Origin of the sequence: Mesorhizobium sophorae, assembly GCF_002270415.1 — a bacterium.
In the GTDB taxonomy this organism is placed as follows: domain Bacteria; phylum Pseudomonadota; class Alphaproteobacteria; order Rhizobiales; family Rhizobiaceae; genus Mesorhizobium; species Mesorhizobium sophorae.
Window position 1 is genome coordinate 306,008 of sequence record NZ_NNRI01000017.1, and the last position, 13,608, is coordinate 319,615.

13 protein-coding genes and 1 tRNA gene are annotated in these 13,608 nt (G+C 62.7%); 4 read left to right on the forward strand and 10 right to left on the reverse strand.

The window, feature by feature from the left end; translation table 11 throughout:
• Positions 1 to 274 precede the first annotated feature (274 nt).
• Positions 275 to 4,831 carry a PAS domain-containing protein gene (locus CGZ66_RS25920; protein ID WP_095089325.1) on the reverse strand — a complete coding sequence of 1,519 codons (4,557 nt, stop codon included), beginning with the start codon at positions 4,829 to 4,831 and terminating at the stop codon, positions 275 to 277.
• Between the two features lie 186 nt (positions 4,832 to 5,017).
• On the opposite strand from CGZ66_RS25920, the gene CGZ66_RS25925 reads away from it, so the two are divergent.
• Positions 5,018 to 5,365: a hypothetical protein gene (locus CGZ66_RS25925; protein WP_095089327.1), complete on the forward strand. Its 348-nt coding sequence runs from the start codon at positions 5,018 to 5,020 to the stop codon at positions 5,363 to 5,365.
• Positions 5,366 to 5,402: 37 nt separating this feature from the next.
• Here the strand turns inward: CGZ66_RS25925 and CGZ66_RS25930 are convergent, their stop codons facing one another.
• Positions 5,403 to 5,639: a hypothetical protein gene (locus tag CGZ66_RS25930; protein WP_095089328.1), complete on the reverse strand. Its 237-nt coding sequence runs from the start codon at positions 5,637 to 5,639 to the stop codon at positions 5,403 to 5,405.
• A gap of 152 nt (positions 5,640 to 5,791) precedes the next feature.
• Between CGZ66_RS25930 and CGZ66_RS25935 the strand changes: the two genes are divergently transcribed.
• Entirely contained in the window at positions 5,792 to 6,007 is a 216-nt protein-coding gene (locus tag CGZ66_RS25935; protein WP_095089329.1) for a hypothetical protein, read from the forward strand.
• Positions 6,008 to 6,070: 63 nt separating this feature from the next.
• On the opposite strand, the gene CGZ66_RS25940 is transcribed toward CGZ66_RS25935, so the two are convergent.
• The 6 genes from CGZ66_RS25940 to CGZ66_RS25965 all read right to left on the reverse strand — a co-directional run bounded on the left by CGZ66_RS25940 (position 6,071) and on the right by CGZ66_RS25965 (position 9,372).
• The gene (locus CGZ66_RS25940) at positions 6,071 to 6,439 is read right to left on the reverse strand and encodes a hypothetical protein (protein ID WP_095089331.1); all 369 of its coding nucleotides are present in this window, start codon (positions 6,437 to 6,439) and stop codon (positions 6,071 to 6,073) included.
• A 340-nt stretch (positions 6,440 to 6,779) separates the two neighbouring features.
• On the reverse strand, positions 6,780 to 7,613 hold the full coding sequence (locus CGZ66_RS25945; protein WP_095089332.1) for a glutathione S-transferase family protein: 834 nt from the start codon (positions 7,611 to 7,613) through the stop codon (positions 6,780 to 6,782).
• Positions 7,614 to 7,634: 21 nt separating this feature from the next.
• Complete coding sequence (locus CGZ66_RS25950; RefSeq protein ID WP_095089334.1) at positions 7,635 to 8,216, reverse strand: VOC family protein; 582 nt, start codon at positions 8,214 to 8,216, stop codon at positions 7,635 to 7,637.
• A gap of 151 nt (positions 8,217 to 8,367) precedes the next feature.
• A tRNA-Glu gene (locus tag CGZ66_RS25955) sits at positions 8,368 to 8,442 on the reverse strand.
• Positions 8,443 to 8,532: 90 nt separating this feature from the next.
• A complete protein-coding gene (locus CGZ66_RS25960; RefSeq protein ID WP_095089335.1) occupies positions 8,533 to 8,940 on the reverse strand; it encodes a VOC family protein in 408 nt (135 codons plus the stop codon).
• Positions 8,941 to 8,988: 48 nt separating this feature from the next.
• Complete coding sequence (locus tag CGZ66_RS25965) at positions 8,989 to 9,372, reverse strand: fimbrial protein (RefSeq protein ID WP_095089337.1); 384 nt, start codon at positions 9,370 to 9,372, stop codon at positions 8,989 to 8,991.
• A 26-nt stretch (positions 9,373 to 9,398) separates the two neighbouring features.
• On the opposite strand from CGZ66_RS25965, the gene CGZ66_RS25970 reads away from it, so the two are divergent.
• Complete coding sequence (locus tag CGZ66_RS25970) at positions 9,399 to 10,454, forward strand: RluA family pseudouridine synthase (RefSeq protein ID WP_095089338.1); 1,056 nt, start codon at positions 9,399 to 9,401, stop codon at positions 10,452 to 10,454.
• A gap of 211 nt (positions 10,455 to 10,665) precedes the next feature.
• Positions 10,666 to 11,577 carry an RNA polymerase sigma factor RpoH gene (rpoH, locus tag CGZ66_RS25975; protein ID WP_095089340.1) on the forward strand — a complete coding sequence of 304 codons (912 nt, stop codon included), beginning with the start codon at positions 10,666 to 10,668 and terminating at the stop codon, positions 11,575 to 11,577.
• Between the two features lie 209 nt (positions 11,578 to 11,786).
• Here rpoH and CGZ66_RS25980 read toward each other — a convergent pair whose 3' ends face one another.
• Positions 11,787 to 12,659 carry an MBL fold metallo-hydrolase gene (locus tag CGZ66_RS25980; RefSeq protein ID WP_095089341.1) on the reverse strand — a complete coding sequence of 291 codons (873 nt, stop codon included), beginning with the start codon at positions 12,657 to 12,659 and terminating at the stop codon, positions 11,787 to 11,789.
• A gap of 243 nt (positions 12,660 to 12,902) precedes the next feature.
• Complete coding sequence (locus tag CGZ66_RS25985; RefSeq protein WP_095089343.1) at positions 12,903 to 13,562, reverse strand: peroxiredoxin; 660 nt, start codon at positions 13,560 to 13,562, stop codon at positions 12,903 to 12,905.
• Positions 13,563 to 13,608 lie beyond the last annotated feature (46 nt).

A 13,608-nucleotide genomic window follows, 5' to 3' on the forward strand; every position in this document is an offset into this window, starting at 1 on the left:
CTCGGCAAAGAAAATCCGGACGGGAACGCGTTGCTCTCGGCCAGATGTCGTGGCCGGGCCATCGCCGAAAACAGGTCCGTTGGGGTAGGTTGACGCTGTCTCATGCCGGCGGTCGCTGCTCCCGCCCGTAACTGGAAGAGCGGAATTCGAATGTGGCCATTGTCTCGGCTGGGCGCCGCCTTGGATATGGTGCGATCGCGCCATAGTCTTGCCTTCAGCGGGGCCCGCGAATCTCCGCCGATTCCCCCGGGCAAGCCCGGTTGCGACGCCGGCCTTAACCGGCGTTGCGCTGAGCCTGGCGGCTGGCGCCGACCCAGCGCTCGACCTTCTCGAGCAAGGCTCTTGGGCTGATCGGCTTGGGCAGGTAATCGTCCATGCCGGCCTCCAGGCAGCGTTCGCGATCGCCCTTCAGCGCATGCGCGGTGACGCCCACGATCGGGACATGCGTGCCGGTTTCTTCCTCCAGCCGGCGAATGGCGGCCGTGGCTTCGAGCCCGTTCATCTCCGGCATCGAGACATCCATCAGGATCATACGTGGATTGAGCCGGCCGAAGGCGTCGAGCGCCTTGCGGCCATTGCCGACGATCTCGAAACCATAGCCGGTCTCGCCGAGGATCTGGGTGAACACCATCTGGTTCACCTCATTGTCCTCGGCCACCAGGATATCCAGCCTGTCGCCGCCGGCCGTCGCGGGTGGCCGGGGGCGGACCAAGGGCGGCTGCAACAGCGCCCGTTGTTCCGACGCCGGCGGCGGTGGCCGCACAACCTTGCCTGGAGGGATGTCGGCTGCCGGCGGCTGGGTGTCGGCCGTGTTGTGGCGATGCCGCTGGATCGTCGCAACCAGCGTTTCCAGCAGCACCGATGACCGCGCCGGCTTGATCAGCTGCGCATCGATGCCGAGATCGCGATAGCTGGTGTTGGCGAGCGACTGGTCGACCGAGGTCAGCATGATGATCGGCGTGCCGGCAAGGCCAGCGGTGTTGCGCACGATCCGCGCCATTTCGGCGCCGCTCATGCCCGGCATCTGGTAGTCGAGCACGATGCAGTCGACCGGCACGCCATAGGCGGCGGCCGCGATCAGCACCTTGAGACCCTCGGCGCCGCTTTCGGCCGCGCAGGAATCGAACGTCCACGATGTCATCTGTTCGGTCAGGATGGCCCGGTTGACGGCATTGTCGTCGACGATCAGCACGCGCGCGCCGGTCACATCGACAGGCGTGATACGTTGCCCGTTCTGCTGTCCGGCCCGAGGCAGCGTGACGGTGAACCAGAAAGTCGAGCCCTTGCCCTCGGCGCTCTCGACACCGATGTCGCCGCCCATCAGCTCGACGAGCCGCGAGGTGATGGCAAGGCCAAGGCCGGTTCCTTCGTGCCGCCTCGTCGACGAGGTGTCGACCTGGCTGAATTTCTCGAACACGAGTTTCAGCTTTTCCTCGGGGATACCTATGCCGGTATCGGTGACCGAGATCGTCAGTTTCGTCCCGGTCGGAACCCTTTCGCCGGTGACGTCGACCAGCACATGGCCTTCGTCGGTGAACTTCACCGCGTTGCCGAGCAGGTTGGTGACGATCTGCCTGATGCGGCCGACATCGCCCACGAACAGGCTCTCGAGACGAGGCTCGATGCGCACGATGAGCTCGAGATCCTTCTCCTTGGCGCGTGTCGACACCAGCGTCGCCACATCCTCGATCGCCTCGGCAAGATTGAAGGGCGCCGGATCGAGCACCAGCTGGCCGGCGTCGATCTTGGAGAAATCCAGGATGTCGTTGATGATGGTGAGCAGCGCATTGCCCGATTTGACGATGATGTCGGTGAACGTCTTCTGTTTCGAGTTGAGGTCCGATTTGGCCAGCAGTTCGGCCATGCCGAGCACGCCGTTCATCGGCGTGCGGATCTCGTGGCTCATATTGGCGAGGAATTCCGACTTGGCGCGGTCGGCGAGCACGGCACGCTGCCGTGCCTCGCGCAGCTCGGCCTCGCGCGTCTTCAATTCGGTGATGTCGGTGGTCGATCCGATCAGGTAGAGCGAACCGTCGGAGGCGATCATCGCGCCCTTGCGGGCGAACTGATGCCTGACGGTGCCGTCGGCCAACGTCACCGTCTCTTCGACCTCCTGGGTTTCACCGGTGCGCAGCACCGCAAGGTCGCTGGCGACAAAGGCTTCGCCGTCCGGCCCGAAGATCTCGATGTCGGTCTTGCCGATCGCCTCTTCCTTGGCGAAGCCGGTCAGGTCGCACCAGCCCTTGTTGACATAGAACTGCCTGAGATCGGAGCGCTTGGCGTAGATCGACACCGGCACGTTGTCGATCAGGCTGCGGAACACCTCGTTCTCGCGCATGCTCTCTTCCAGCGCGCGCTCGCGCGCCTTGACCTCGGTGATGTCGGTGCTCGAACCGACCAGATGCACCGATCCGTCCAGCGCCACCAGGCGGCTCTTGCGCGTCATCAATTGCCGGACCGTGCCGTCGCGATGGGTGACGGGTTCCTCGACCTCCTTGACGGCGCCCGTCACGGCCACCTCGGTGTCGTCATGGCTGTAGCTATCGCCATCCTGCCCACCGAACAGCTGGCGGTCGGTGCGGCCGATGACCTCTTCCTTGGCGAGACCTGTTATCGCGCACCAGGCCTTGTTGACGAACTCGATGCTCAGGTCCTGCGCCTTGATGAAGGCAGCCACCGGCAGTTCGTCCAGCACGTGGCGGAACAGATCGATCTGGCGCATCGAGTCGCGCAACGCCTTCTCGCGGCTCTTGATCTCTGAGATGTCAACGCGAACGCCGATGAACGTGCCATCGTCGGTCCGCATGTCGTAGACCTGATACCAGCGGCCATCGGGGTTGTGACGTTCGAACGAGGAACTGGACAGGCGGTAGCGGGCAAGGATCGCATCCAGCCAGCGATCGGGCTCGCCGTCGTAGAGCGTGTCGACTTGCGGGTCTCCGCTGTTGCGGAAATATCCGTTCGAATGACCGAGGACGAGCGCTTCGCGAAGTGTACAGCCGGGCTGCCATGCCGGCCTCAAAGCCGGCAGCGTGTCCTGGATCTTGCGGTTGGCGAAAACGAACTTGTCGTCGCGATCGTAGATGATGACGGCCGCCGGCAGGGATTCCAGCACGCTGGCGAGATGCTTGCGCGCATCTTCGGCCTCGGTCTCGCGGCGCTTCATGTCGGAAATGTCGAACAGGAAGCCGGCGACGTAGTTGCGGCCGCTGGCCATGCCGACGCGGCTCTTCCTGACGATGCGCGAGCGGCTGGCGCCATCGGCCTCAAAATTTTCTTCGACTTCGTAGGCACGCCCGCTGGCAAGCACGTCCCGTTCGCTCTGTTCGAAAAGCGCGACATTGCTGCCTGAGACGAAATCGCCGCCGGGCTTGCCAAGCATGGCTTGCGGCGTCTGGCCAAACAAGGCGGCGAACGCCTCGTTGACGAACACAAACCGCAAATGGTCGTCCTTGACGAAGATCGGATCCTTGACGGCGTTGATCACCGCTTCCGCCAGCCGCGCTTTCTCCAGCGCCTCGGCAAGTTCGGCCTCGCGATCCTTCATGTCGGTGACGTCGACATAGGAGATCAGCCGCTTGCCGCCGGCCAGCGGCGCCATCGACGAGATCAGCGTGCGGCCATCATTGCGCGGGAACTGTCGCGATCCGGCCGTGCCGGCCCTGATCTCCGCCTCGCGATCGGCGATATGCCGTTGCCATGTCGCCTCGTCGGCACCATACGGGTCGACGTCACGGCTGGCGTCCATCAGCTCGCGGAAGCTGCAGCCGATCTCGGCGCGCCGGGCGTCGATCTGCCAGAAATCGTAGAAGGCACGGTTGATGACTTCGGCGCGCAAATCGGCATCGAGGACGAGGACACCGATCGGCATCTGGTCGACCATGGCGCGAAGGTTGGCGAAGGTCTCCGCCGTCCTGGCATTGGCGTTCTCGACTTCGGCGTCGCGAAGCTTCAGATCGGTGATGTCGTAGTAGGTCAGCAGGCGCCTGCCGCCGGACAGGGCAGTGACCGAGAACATCATGGTCCTGCCATCGGCATGAGGGAACTCGCGTGGCGCAACGGAGCCGGCGCGGATCTCTTCGAGCCGGGTGGCAAGGTAGCGCTGCCATTGCTGTTCGTCGATATCGCCATAGATGCCGTTGCGGCGGTTGAGTTCCATCAACAGGCTGAACGGGGCGCCGACGGTCACGGCACCGTCCGGGATCCTGGAGAGGTCGCGATAGGCCTTGTTGACGATCAGCGTATCGAGCCTCGCGTCAAGAAGCACGACGCCCATGTGCATGGCGTCCATCGTCCGCTCGAGATCGGCAAGATGCTGGACGGGTTCGCTATCCGCCGCAGGCTTCCGCTCCAGGGTCCCGAAGGCGCCGGCCAGCGCCGTGACGTTGCGGCCAATGCCGCGATAGCCGGCAAATCCTCCCTCGCCATCGAACCTTGGAAAGCCCGACGTCAAGATCCAGCGGCAATCGGCGCGGCCGCCTTTCAGCTCATGCACGAAGTCGCGAAACGGCCGATGCGCCTGCAGATCCGCCAGATGCGCGGCACCGCTGCGGTCGCCGTTCAGGACCTGGTCGAGGAAGTCGAAGCGGAACCGGCCAAGCACATCAGCCGGATCGATACCGGTGGCTGCCTGGTAGTTTTGCGAGAGCCAGGAGAAGCGCAGTTCGGCGTCGGTCTCCCAGACCCAGTCCGAACCGGCTTCGACCAGCTGGCGAAGCGTGTCGGTGGAATCCCTGTCCGCAGGGGACGGTAATGCAGCGTCGCCATGCGCTGCCGATTTGCGAGGCTCGCGCTTGCCGCGCGCGCCGATTGTGTCGTCCGCTTCCGCCATGCCGTCCCACCCGAAAACCAAGGCCGAACCCTCCCCCGCGGTTCGTCGCCGGAATGTGCCCGACAAGCATTAACGATCCGCTAACCTTAATGGGCGGTTAGATATTTCGGCCGACACGGCCTGCGTTGTTCCGCCGGCTTGCCGGCAGGATTGAAGCCGCTATATAAGCTCCAAGGGATATTGCGGATGGTTGGACGGACTTTGCCTTGTTTCATGGGGCTGATGCTGCTTTTCGGCAGCGGCTGCTCGCGCACCTATGACGGCACCGTGGTCATCCCGAGGCCGCTCGATGTCAGGCGTTTCTGGGATCGGCCGCCACCGCGTGTCGAATACGAGCAGGTTGAAGACGGCGCCTTTCCGGTGGCGCCGCAGCCGCCGCAGCGATTTTCCGAGCGCAGGGTGGTGACCCATGCCCCGCCAAGACGGCACCGGACGAGGGTCTCGACACCGCCTTCCTCACCTGAACCGGCGAAGCTGCTGACGTGCAGAAACGTCACCGAGCCCGGCAAGAGAGCTCGCATGGTCTGCGAATAGCGATCGATTGGCAAATGCCTGTCAGCAAGCTCTGCGTTCAGAGCGAGGCAGCGCCCTTTTTGGGTTCTCTCGCACCGAGCTTGTCGAGTGCGAGACGTACCTGACGCAAATCGTCCTGCCAGCCATCATCGTCGCCCATCGGGCTCTCCGATGCAGCCCGCTGCAGCCCACGAGCCTCGGATTCGATCTCGCGCAGTTCAGCGATTTTCTGTTCGGTGGTCAGGGAGCCGTCTTCGACGATCTCCAGCACCCTCATTTCCCTGAACGTTGCCATGGCGTTTCTCCTGGCTGATGTCGATCACAACGCCGTGAGCGTCCCTCTGTTCCAACTGTCCTTGTGTTCCAGACCATCCTTTATTTGTGTTTGAGCTTGAAACCTTTGCCTGGGCTTCAGCGTTGAATGGGCCAGGAGAGAGGAGAACGCAGATGTCGATCCACTTCACGGTTTCGGACCTGACAAGGAACCTGTTTCAGTCGCTGGGGCTGGATCACGAGCGTGCACCAAGGCCCCTCAATGCCGAGCAAAGCCTGTTGCTGGAATGTTATCTGGCCGGCCAGGTTCCGGAATCGGCCTGGAACGATTATGTCTTCGAGACGCCTGACCTTGCCCGGCATGCCGAGGCGAGGCGCAGTCACCACTGAACCAGCATACGCCAAGAGCTGAGCGCACCGCCGTGGCAAGGCGGTTCCGGCTTCCCTGTCGCCTTACTTGGGAGACGTGAATTGCAACGTGAACACGTTGCCGGCGACCCCTTGCGCCAGCTTCGACGAGAAGGTCAGGGGCAGGCAATTCTGCAAGGCCGTCGTAGCCGCGTCGACAAATGATTTTTTCGCCTTGGCGTCGCCGTTCACATGGATGGCTGTCGGCCTCGGGGGGCCGATCAGCGTGCCGTCCCGCTTGAAGCTGAAGCTCAAGGTAATGCTGGCAGTTCCGGCATCCGCCGGCGGCGTCCAGCATGCCTGGATCGCAGCCCCGACATCGCTCATGGTGTTGAGTTCAGCGGCATTTGAAGGATGAACGGCGCCTGCCAGCATCATCCCCGCAACCACAGCCTGCCTCGCAACGCTTTTCATCGCCAGCCCTCGTCTCACTCCTGACCGGCAGTCCATGCCGACTGCCGAAATGGATGGTAAGGCCAACGCCGGCAATGACAATATCTCTGGGCAAAAAGTTGACGCCGAAAATGCGACACCGGAGCAATTCCAGGAAAGGTGTGAAACGGGTTTTCCGTCTGGAATGCGTTAAAACAAGAAGATAGGACGTCACGTCGACAGTGAGCGAAAGCAAAAAGGCCGGCATTGCGCCGACCTTTCCTTCCACCTCGGCGCCAGTACATCCGTGGTCGCGGGGTGAATTATCGGCAGTAGACAGGGCTTTGGTTAACGAATCCTTAACCTCGGGCCCCCTTTAACCTCAGGCCTTGGCTTGCGATCTCACATAGGCGATGTAGCCGCGCACGTCGCCGGCAGGCTCGGCGTACGCCTTGCCGAGCTTCTTCTCGATCGCCGCCATATACTCCTTGGCCCATTTGGGCAGAGGATAATCGACGACCGCCAGGAACTCGAGCGTCGCCGCCAGGCGGATGTCGGCGATCGACGGGTTCTTGCCGCCGATGAACGGCTTGCCGTCCCTGAAGAAACTGTGGAAGACCTCCAGCGGCTCGGCAATCGCGGCCATCGCTGCCTTCTGGGCTTCGGACTTCTTGTCGGGGTGGGCGTCGCTGTGGCCGACCTCGCCGGCATATTGCGGGAAGCCGAGGAACGGATAGGTTGCGCGCGCCACATAGGGGTAGAGCGTACCGACCAGATAGAACATGGCACTGTCGATCATCGCCCGCTTGGCCGGCGCCTTGGGATAGAATTTCTCCAGCCCGTGCTTGTTCGCCAGATACTGCATGATGGCGCAGCTTTCCCACAACACGCCCCTGGGAAGGCCCTTGTCCTCGATCATTGGCGTCAAATGCGAGGGGTTTCGCGCCGTGAATTCGGGCGAGCGGGTGTGGCCCCAGGCATCGGTCTCGTCGGCGCCCAGCCCGGCCGCGCGCGCGAACACCCGAACGGTCATGTTGTTGACGCTGGGCTTCAGCATGCTCAGCTTCACGGCAGGTTTCTTAGCCGGCTTTGCCTTGGCCTTCGCAGCGGGCTTGGCAGCTGCCTTTACCGCCGGCTTTGCCGCCGCTTTCGCCGCCGGTTTTGCGGCTACCTTGGCCGCCGGGTTTTTCGCGCTCTTCGTTGCTGTCTTGGCCATTTGTTCCTCCCTCTGGTTTGTTCAGTATGGGTTCTTCGGTGCCCGGTCGTCCGACAAGGTTGCGCGGGAACGCTCTACGAGCGCCTGGATCGCATCGGCGAGATGCACTTCCGCAATGTTGTAGTCGCCGCGAGCGACACGCAGCCTGTGCGCTTCCATCAGCACGTCGGCATGGGTGAAGCCGGCCGGCGGCTCGAAGCGGTAGGAGGCAAGCTCGATCAGCAGGCCGAGCGGATCCTCGAAATAGATCGAATCCATGAAGCCGCGATCCTTGACGCCGCTGTGCTTGATGCCGCGTTCGTCGAGCCGGCCAACCGCCTGCAGGAACGTGACGCGCGACACCGAAAAGGCGATGTGGTGGACGCAACCCGGATCGGTCGGCGTGCGTCGCTTCTCCGGCGTACGACTCTCATCGGTGAAGATGGTGATCAGCCGGCCGTCGCCCGGATCGAAATAGAGGTGGCTCTCTTTTGCCTTGTCGAGGTTGGGTTGCTCGAAAATGAACGGCATGCCGAGCACGCCTTCCCAAAAATCGATCGAGGTCTGCCGCCCGGCGCCGACCAGCGTGATGTGATGCACGCCCTGCGATTGCAGTTTCTGCATTGGCCTTCCTCCCCGCGCGGCATCAACGCACCCGGCGTTCTGCGCGCCGCTTGAGCCGTGCCTTAGGATCCACGCCGCAATGCTAATGCAATCGGCCCCGCTGCGCCAGAAGCGACGAGCGTAGCCGAGATCGGACAACTGGTGGAGAGAGTGGTACGCCCAAGGGGAATCGAACCCCTGTTCCCGCCGTGAGAGGGCGGTGTCCTGACCGCTAGACGATGGGCGCGTTCAAGAACCGGCGATATAGGCTGACGGCTGGAAAAAAGCAACTGGGCTTCGCCGGCTTTGTCGTATCGAGGAAAGGCCGGCCGCAAGCCTACCGTTTCGGCTCGATCAGGTCCCAGAGATTGCCATGCAGATCGGCGAAAACCGCGACCGTGCCATAGGGCTCGAAGCGCGGCGGCTCGCGGAATTCGACGCCCTTCTCCAGCATCGCTGCATGGTCGCGGGCAAAATCGTCGGTTTCGAGAAACAGAAAGACCCGGCCGCCAGTCTGGTTGCCGATTCTTTTCTCCTGTGCCTCGTCGGAGGCCTCGGCCAGCAGCAGCCTCGCGCCCTGCCCGTCGGCCGGCGCCACCGTGACCCAGCGCTTGCCGGCGCCGAGATCGACATCCTCGATGAGCAGGAAACCCAGCTGCTCGACATACCAGGCAATCGCCTCGTCATAGTTGGCGACGACCAGTGCGACGGTCGCGACGCGACGATGTTCGGCGAACCCGGTCATCCCTTAAGCCTTGCTCATTGTTGCCGACGCTCTTTTGTCGCGGCCCGCTCATTTGTTGCGAATTGCAAAGCGGCCGATCATCCGGCGCTCTGTCATGTCGTAGACGAAGATCGTGCGGCTGCCGTCGGCAAGCTCGGTGTCTATGGACACGCGGTTGCCGGACAGCGACTGGCTGACCAGCTTGGCCCCGACCGGCAGCACGATGTCGCCGCTGACTGGCTCGCCGGCCGGCATCTGGATGTCGCCGGCCAGCGGCGGGTTCGCCGGCGGCGCGTTGCGCGCTTTGTAGACAAGGGCGCCGATCACCACCATAAGGGCAAGGAACAGCAGGCCGAGATTGATCCCGACGAAGCGGACGAGTTTCCTGCGCACCTTTTCGACCTCGGGGTCGAGCGGTTTCTCCTGATCTTCCTCGGCAATTGGGCTGGCCATGGCAAATAGTCCGGAACGGTTTTTCAATGAGCGCTCATAGCGAAGAGGCCCCTGAATTGATAGAGGACCAATTCATAGCGACGGCGCCCACCGTGCTGGTGGCGGGCGCGGATGCGGCCGGTCAGCGCCTCGACCAATGGCTGGCTGCGAGCCTCGGCCCGGATATGTCGCGCAGCCGCGTGCAGATGCTGATCAGGCAGGGCGCGGTTTCGATTAACGGCAAGCCGGTCGACGAGACCAAACGCAAGATGACGCCGGGCGAAAGCGTCTCGGTCGCCATGCCGGAGCCGCAACCGGCGGAGCCACAGGGCGAGAACATCGCACTCGATGTGCTCTATGAAGACGACGAACTGATCGTCATCAACAAGCCGGCTGGCCTTGTCGTGCATCCCGGCGCCGGCAATTGGACCGGCACGCTGGTCAACGCGCTGATCCATCATTGCGGCGACAGCCTTTCCGGCATCGGCGGCGTGCGCCGTCCGGGCATCGTTCACCGCCTCGACAAGGAGACCAGCGGCGTCATGGTGGTCGCCAAGACCGATCGCGCCCACAAGTCGCTGTCCGAAGCCTTCGCCGATCACGGCCTGACCGGCGATCTCGAACGCGCCTATCTGGCTTTGGTCTGGGGCATACCGCAGCGGCCGACGGGCACGGTCGACGCGCCGCTCGGCCGCGCCGCCGACCGCGTGCGCCGCGCCGTGGTGCCGGAAGGACGCGACGACGCCCGTCATGCCGTCACCCACTTTGCCGTGCGGGAGCGCTTCGGCGTCGATCAGCAGGAATTCGCCACGGCCAGCCTGGTCGAATGCCGGCTCGAGACCGGTCGCACCCACCAGATCCGCGTCCACATGGCGCATATCGGCCATCCGGTGATCGGCGACCCCGACTATGGCCAGGCCTTCCGCACCAAGGCCAACCGGCTGCCCGAACCGCTGAAAAGCCAGGTCAAGGCATTTTCCCGGCAAGCTTTGCATGCCTGGCTGCTTGCATTTCGCCACCCGACTACCCATCTAACGATGAGGTTCGAGGCGCCGATACCGAGGGACATGGAGGAACTCGTCGGCGGTTTCCGCAAGCTCTGAACCGGTCACCAACAAGCTTCAAGCTAGCCATCAAAAAACCTGACTGGCATTGTTCACTTCAGCGTGACACACTGTTTCGTGTTGAACAAATGCCTGTCTTTTCTGGTTTTGTTCCTGTATACATCTGATGTCGCGGGCGAGCCTTTTGGTGCTCGCGTCACATGCCCGCCGCGTTTCGGGGGCATCACTCCAATAGAGAGGGGGCGCTATCATGGCCCAGTCACTACCCAGCATTGTTTCCGGCGAAGGCGGCCTCAGCCGCTACCTGGAAGAAATCCGCCGCTTTCCCATGCTGCAGCCGCAGGAAGAGTACATGCTCGCCAAGCGTTATGCCGAGCATGAGGACACCACGGCCGCACACAAGCTTGTAACCAGCCACCTTCGGCTCGTCGCCAAGATCGCCATGGGCTATCGCGGCTACGGCCTGCCGATCGGCGAGGTGATCTCGGAAGGCAATGTCGGCCTGATGCAGGCCGTCAAGAAATTCGAACCGGAGCGCGGCTTCCGCCTCGCGACTTATGCCATGTGGTGGATCAAGGCCTCGATCCAGGAGTACATCCTGCGCTCGTGGAGCCTGGTCAAGATGGGCACGACCGCCAACCAGAAGCGCCTGTTCTTCAACCTGCGCAAGGTGAAGGGCAAGATCCAGGCGCTGGATGACGGCGACCTCAAGCCCGACCAGATCGCCGAGATCGCCACAAGGCTGAACGTTTCCGAAGCCGAAGTGGTGTCAATGAACCGCCGCCTGTCGGGCGACGCCTCGCTCAATGCCCCGATCCGGGCGAGCGAAGGCGAATCCGGCGAATGGCAGGACTGGCTGGTCGACGACCATGAAAGCCAGGAAGAGATGCTGATCGAGCAGGACGAGCTGGAAAACCGGCGCGGCATGCTGTCGGGCGCTCTTGCCGTGCTCAACGAGCGCGAGCGGCGCATCTTCGAGGCTCGTCGCCTCGCCGAGGAGCCGCTGACCCTGGAAGAGCTGTCGGCCGAGTTCGACATCAGCCGCGAGCGCGTGCGCCAGATCGAGGTGCGCGCCTTCGAGAAGGTGCAGGACGCGGTCAAGGCCGCCGCCAAACGCCAGACCCAGGCGCTGCGCACCATCGAGGCACAGCCGGCGGCTTAAGGCTAGCTCGGCAACAAAAATACAAAGGCGGCGTCAGGAAACTGACGCCGCCTTTTTTGTAGCGCTGTCGAGAGCAATTCCAGGAAAAGTGTGAAACGGTTTTCCCGGGAAAAGCGCGTAGCGCTTTCCCTCAGGGAATTGCGTCAAATCAAAGAGATAGAGCGGTTCGGCGTTTCCGTTAAACGGTGAACCGCTCTGGCGCCGTCAGGTCAAAGTGAGTCCAGCGGAAATTTCAGATAACGCCGGCCATTGGCTTCCGGGTCAGGAAGCCGTCCGCCATTCATGTTGACCTGCAGCGCATGCAGGATCAGCCTCGGCATCGGCAGTGTCCTGTCGCGGGTTTCGCGCAGGGCAACGAAATCAGCCTCGGTGCGCGCGGCAACGAGGTGGGTATTGCTGGCCTTCTGCATGGCGACCGTGCTTTCCCACAACGGCTCTCGTCCGCCGGGCTGATAGTCATGGCCGACGAAAACGCGCGTCTCGTCCGGCAATGCCAGGATGTCCTGGATCGAGTGCCACAACCGCGCTGCACTGCCGCCGGGAAAGTCCGCCCTCGCGGTGCCGCTGTCGGGCACGAACAGCGTATCGTGGACGAAGGCGGCATCGCCGATCACATAGGTGATCGAGGCCAGCGTGTGCCCGGGGGAGAACAGCACCGTGACTGGAAGGGTGCCGATCCGGAAGGTCTCGCCTTCCCCGAACAGCCTGTCCCATTGCGAACCGTCGGCGGGAAAATCCGGCCAGTTGTAGATCGCCTTCCACAGTTTCTGGACGTCGACGATCCTCTCGCCGATCGCCGTGGGCGCGCCTGTCTTCTGCTTCAGATAGTGCGCCGACGAGAAATGGTCGGCATGCGGATGGGTATCGAGGATCCACTCGACGCCCAGCCCCTGCTCGCTGACGAAGTCGAGCAGGGCATCGGCGCTCTTCGTCGCCGTGGCGCCGGACCTCTCGTCGAAGTCGAGGATCGGATCGATGATGGCGCATCGCTTCGTCGCCGGGTCGGCGACGACATACTGGATGGCCCCGGTCGGCTTGTCATAGAAGCCGCTGACCTGCGGCCTGGCCAAAGCTAGGTCCAATTTCAGCTCCCCCAACCCTTGATGCATGTCGCCCAAAAGTGGCCCCGGCTTTGGGAGAACGACATGCATAACAACTCACACCTCGGCGCGCCGTCTCAATCCATTCAGAAGCGACGCGCTTTGGTAGGTAGGAATGATTTTCTCTACCGGCACCCAAGGGGAGCATGGTTGCCCCCTCGCTTGACCCAGTCAAGTATCATTTCGCTCGCTGCGGCGAGAAAGCCAAAAACTGTTCCGAAGTGGTCAGGCGGATGGCTGCTTGGTCTTCCTGAGATAGGGCAGGATGGTCTCGTAGGCGCCGAAACGCTTGATTGCATCCTCGTTGGAGACGGCGGCGGTGATGATGACATCCTCCCCCTGCTTCCAGTTCGCCGGCGTCGCTACCTGGTGTTTGGCGGTCAGCTGCATGGAATCGACCGCGCGCAGGATCTCGTCGAAGTTACGGCCCGTGGTCATCGGATAGGTAAGCACCAGCTTGATCTTCTTGTCAGGCCCGATGACATAGACCGAGCGCACCGTGGCGTTGTCGGCGGGCGTGCGGCCCTCCGACGTCTCGCCGGCGCCACCCGGCAGCATGTCGTAAAGCTTGGCGACCTTGAGGTCCCTGTCGCCGATCAGCGGATAGTTCACCGAATGGCCGGTCGCCGTCTTGATGTCGTCCTGCCATTTGCCGTGGCTTTCGACCGGATCGACCGAAATGCCGATGATCTTGACATTGCGCTTCTTGAACTCGCCCTCCAGCCCGGCCATCGTGCCAAGCTCGGTCGTGCAGACCGGGGTGAAATTCTTCGGGTGGCTGAACAGGATCGCCCAGCCGTCACCGATCCATTCATGGAACTTGATCGTCCCGTGCGTGGTCTCGGCGGTGAAGTCCGGCGCGATGTCGTTGATACGAAGGCTCATGGCACATCTCCCCTGAAACAAATCCTGCCAGTAGAGAGGGCTACGG

What these genes read in the sequence shown, in the direction of transcription:
- CGZ66_RS25945 (WP_095089332.1), bottom strand. Translation starts at nt 7,613, where the DNA reads ATGGCCAAGACAGCAACGAAGAGCGCGAAAAACCCGGCGGCCAAGGTA.
- CGZ66_RS25930 (WP_095089328.1), bottom strand. Translation starts at nt 5,639, where the DNA reads ATGGCAACGTTCAGGGAAATGAGGGTGCTGGAGATCGTCGAAGACGGC.
- CGZ66_RS25965 (WP_095089337.1), bottom strand. Translation starts at nt 9,372, where the DNA reads ATGGCCAGCCCAATTGCCGAGGAAGATCAGGAGAAACCGCTCGACCCC.
- CGZ66_RS25940 (WP_095089331.1), bottom strand. Translation starts at nt 6,439, where the DNA reads ATGAAAAGCGTTGCGAGGCAGGCTGTGGTTGCGGGGATGATGCTGGCA.
- CGZ66_RS25925 (WP_095089327.1), top strand. Translation starts at nt 5,018, where the DNA reads ATGGTTGGACGGACTTTGCCTTGTTTCATGGGGCTGATGCTGCTTTTC.
- CGZ66_RS25960 (WP_095089335.1), bottom strand. Translation starts at nt 8,940, where the DNA reads ATGACCGGGTTCGCCGAACATCGTCGCGTCGCGACCGTCGCACTGGTC.
- CGZ66_RS25985 (WP_095089343.1), bottom strand. Translation starts at nt 13,562, where the DNA reads ATGAGCCTTCGTATCAACGACATCGCGCCGGACTTCACCGCCGAGACC.
- CGZ66_RS25920 (WP_095089325.1), bottom strand. Translation starts at nt 4,831, where the DNA reads ATGGCGGAAGCGGACGACACAATCGGCGCGCGCGGCAAGCGCGAGCCT.
- rpoH (WP_095089340.1), top strand. Translation starts at nt 10,666, where the DNA reads ATGGCCCAGTCACTACCCAGCATTGTTTCCGGCGAAGGCGGCCTCAGC.
- CGZ66_RS25935 (WP_095089329.1), top strand. Translation starts at nt 5,792, where the DNA reads ATGTCGATCCACTTCACGGTTTCGGACCTGACAAGGAACCTGTTTCAG.
- CGZ66_RS25950 (WP_095089334.1), bottom strand. Translation starts at nt 8,216, where the DNA reads ATGCAGAAACTGCAATCGCAGGGCGTGCATCACATCACGCTGGTCGGC.
- CGZ66_RS25970 (WP_095089338.1), top strand. Translation starts at nt 9,399, where the DNA reads ATGAGCGCTCATAGCGAAGAGGCCCCTGAATTGATAGAGGACCAATTC.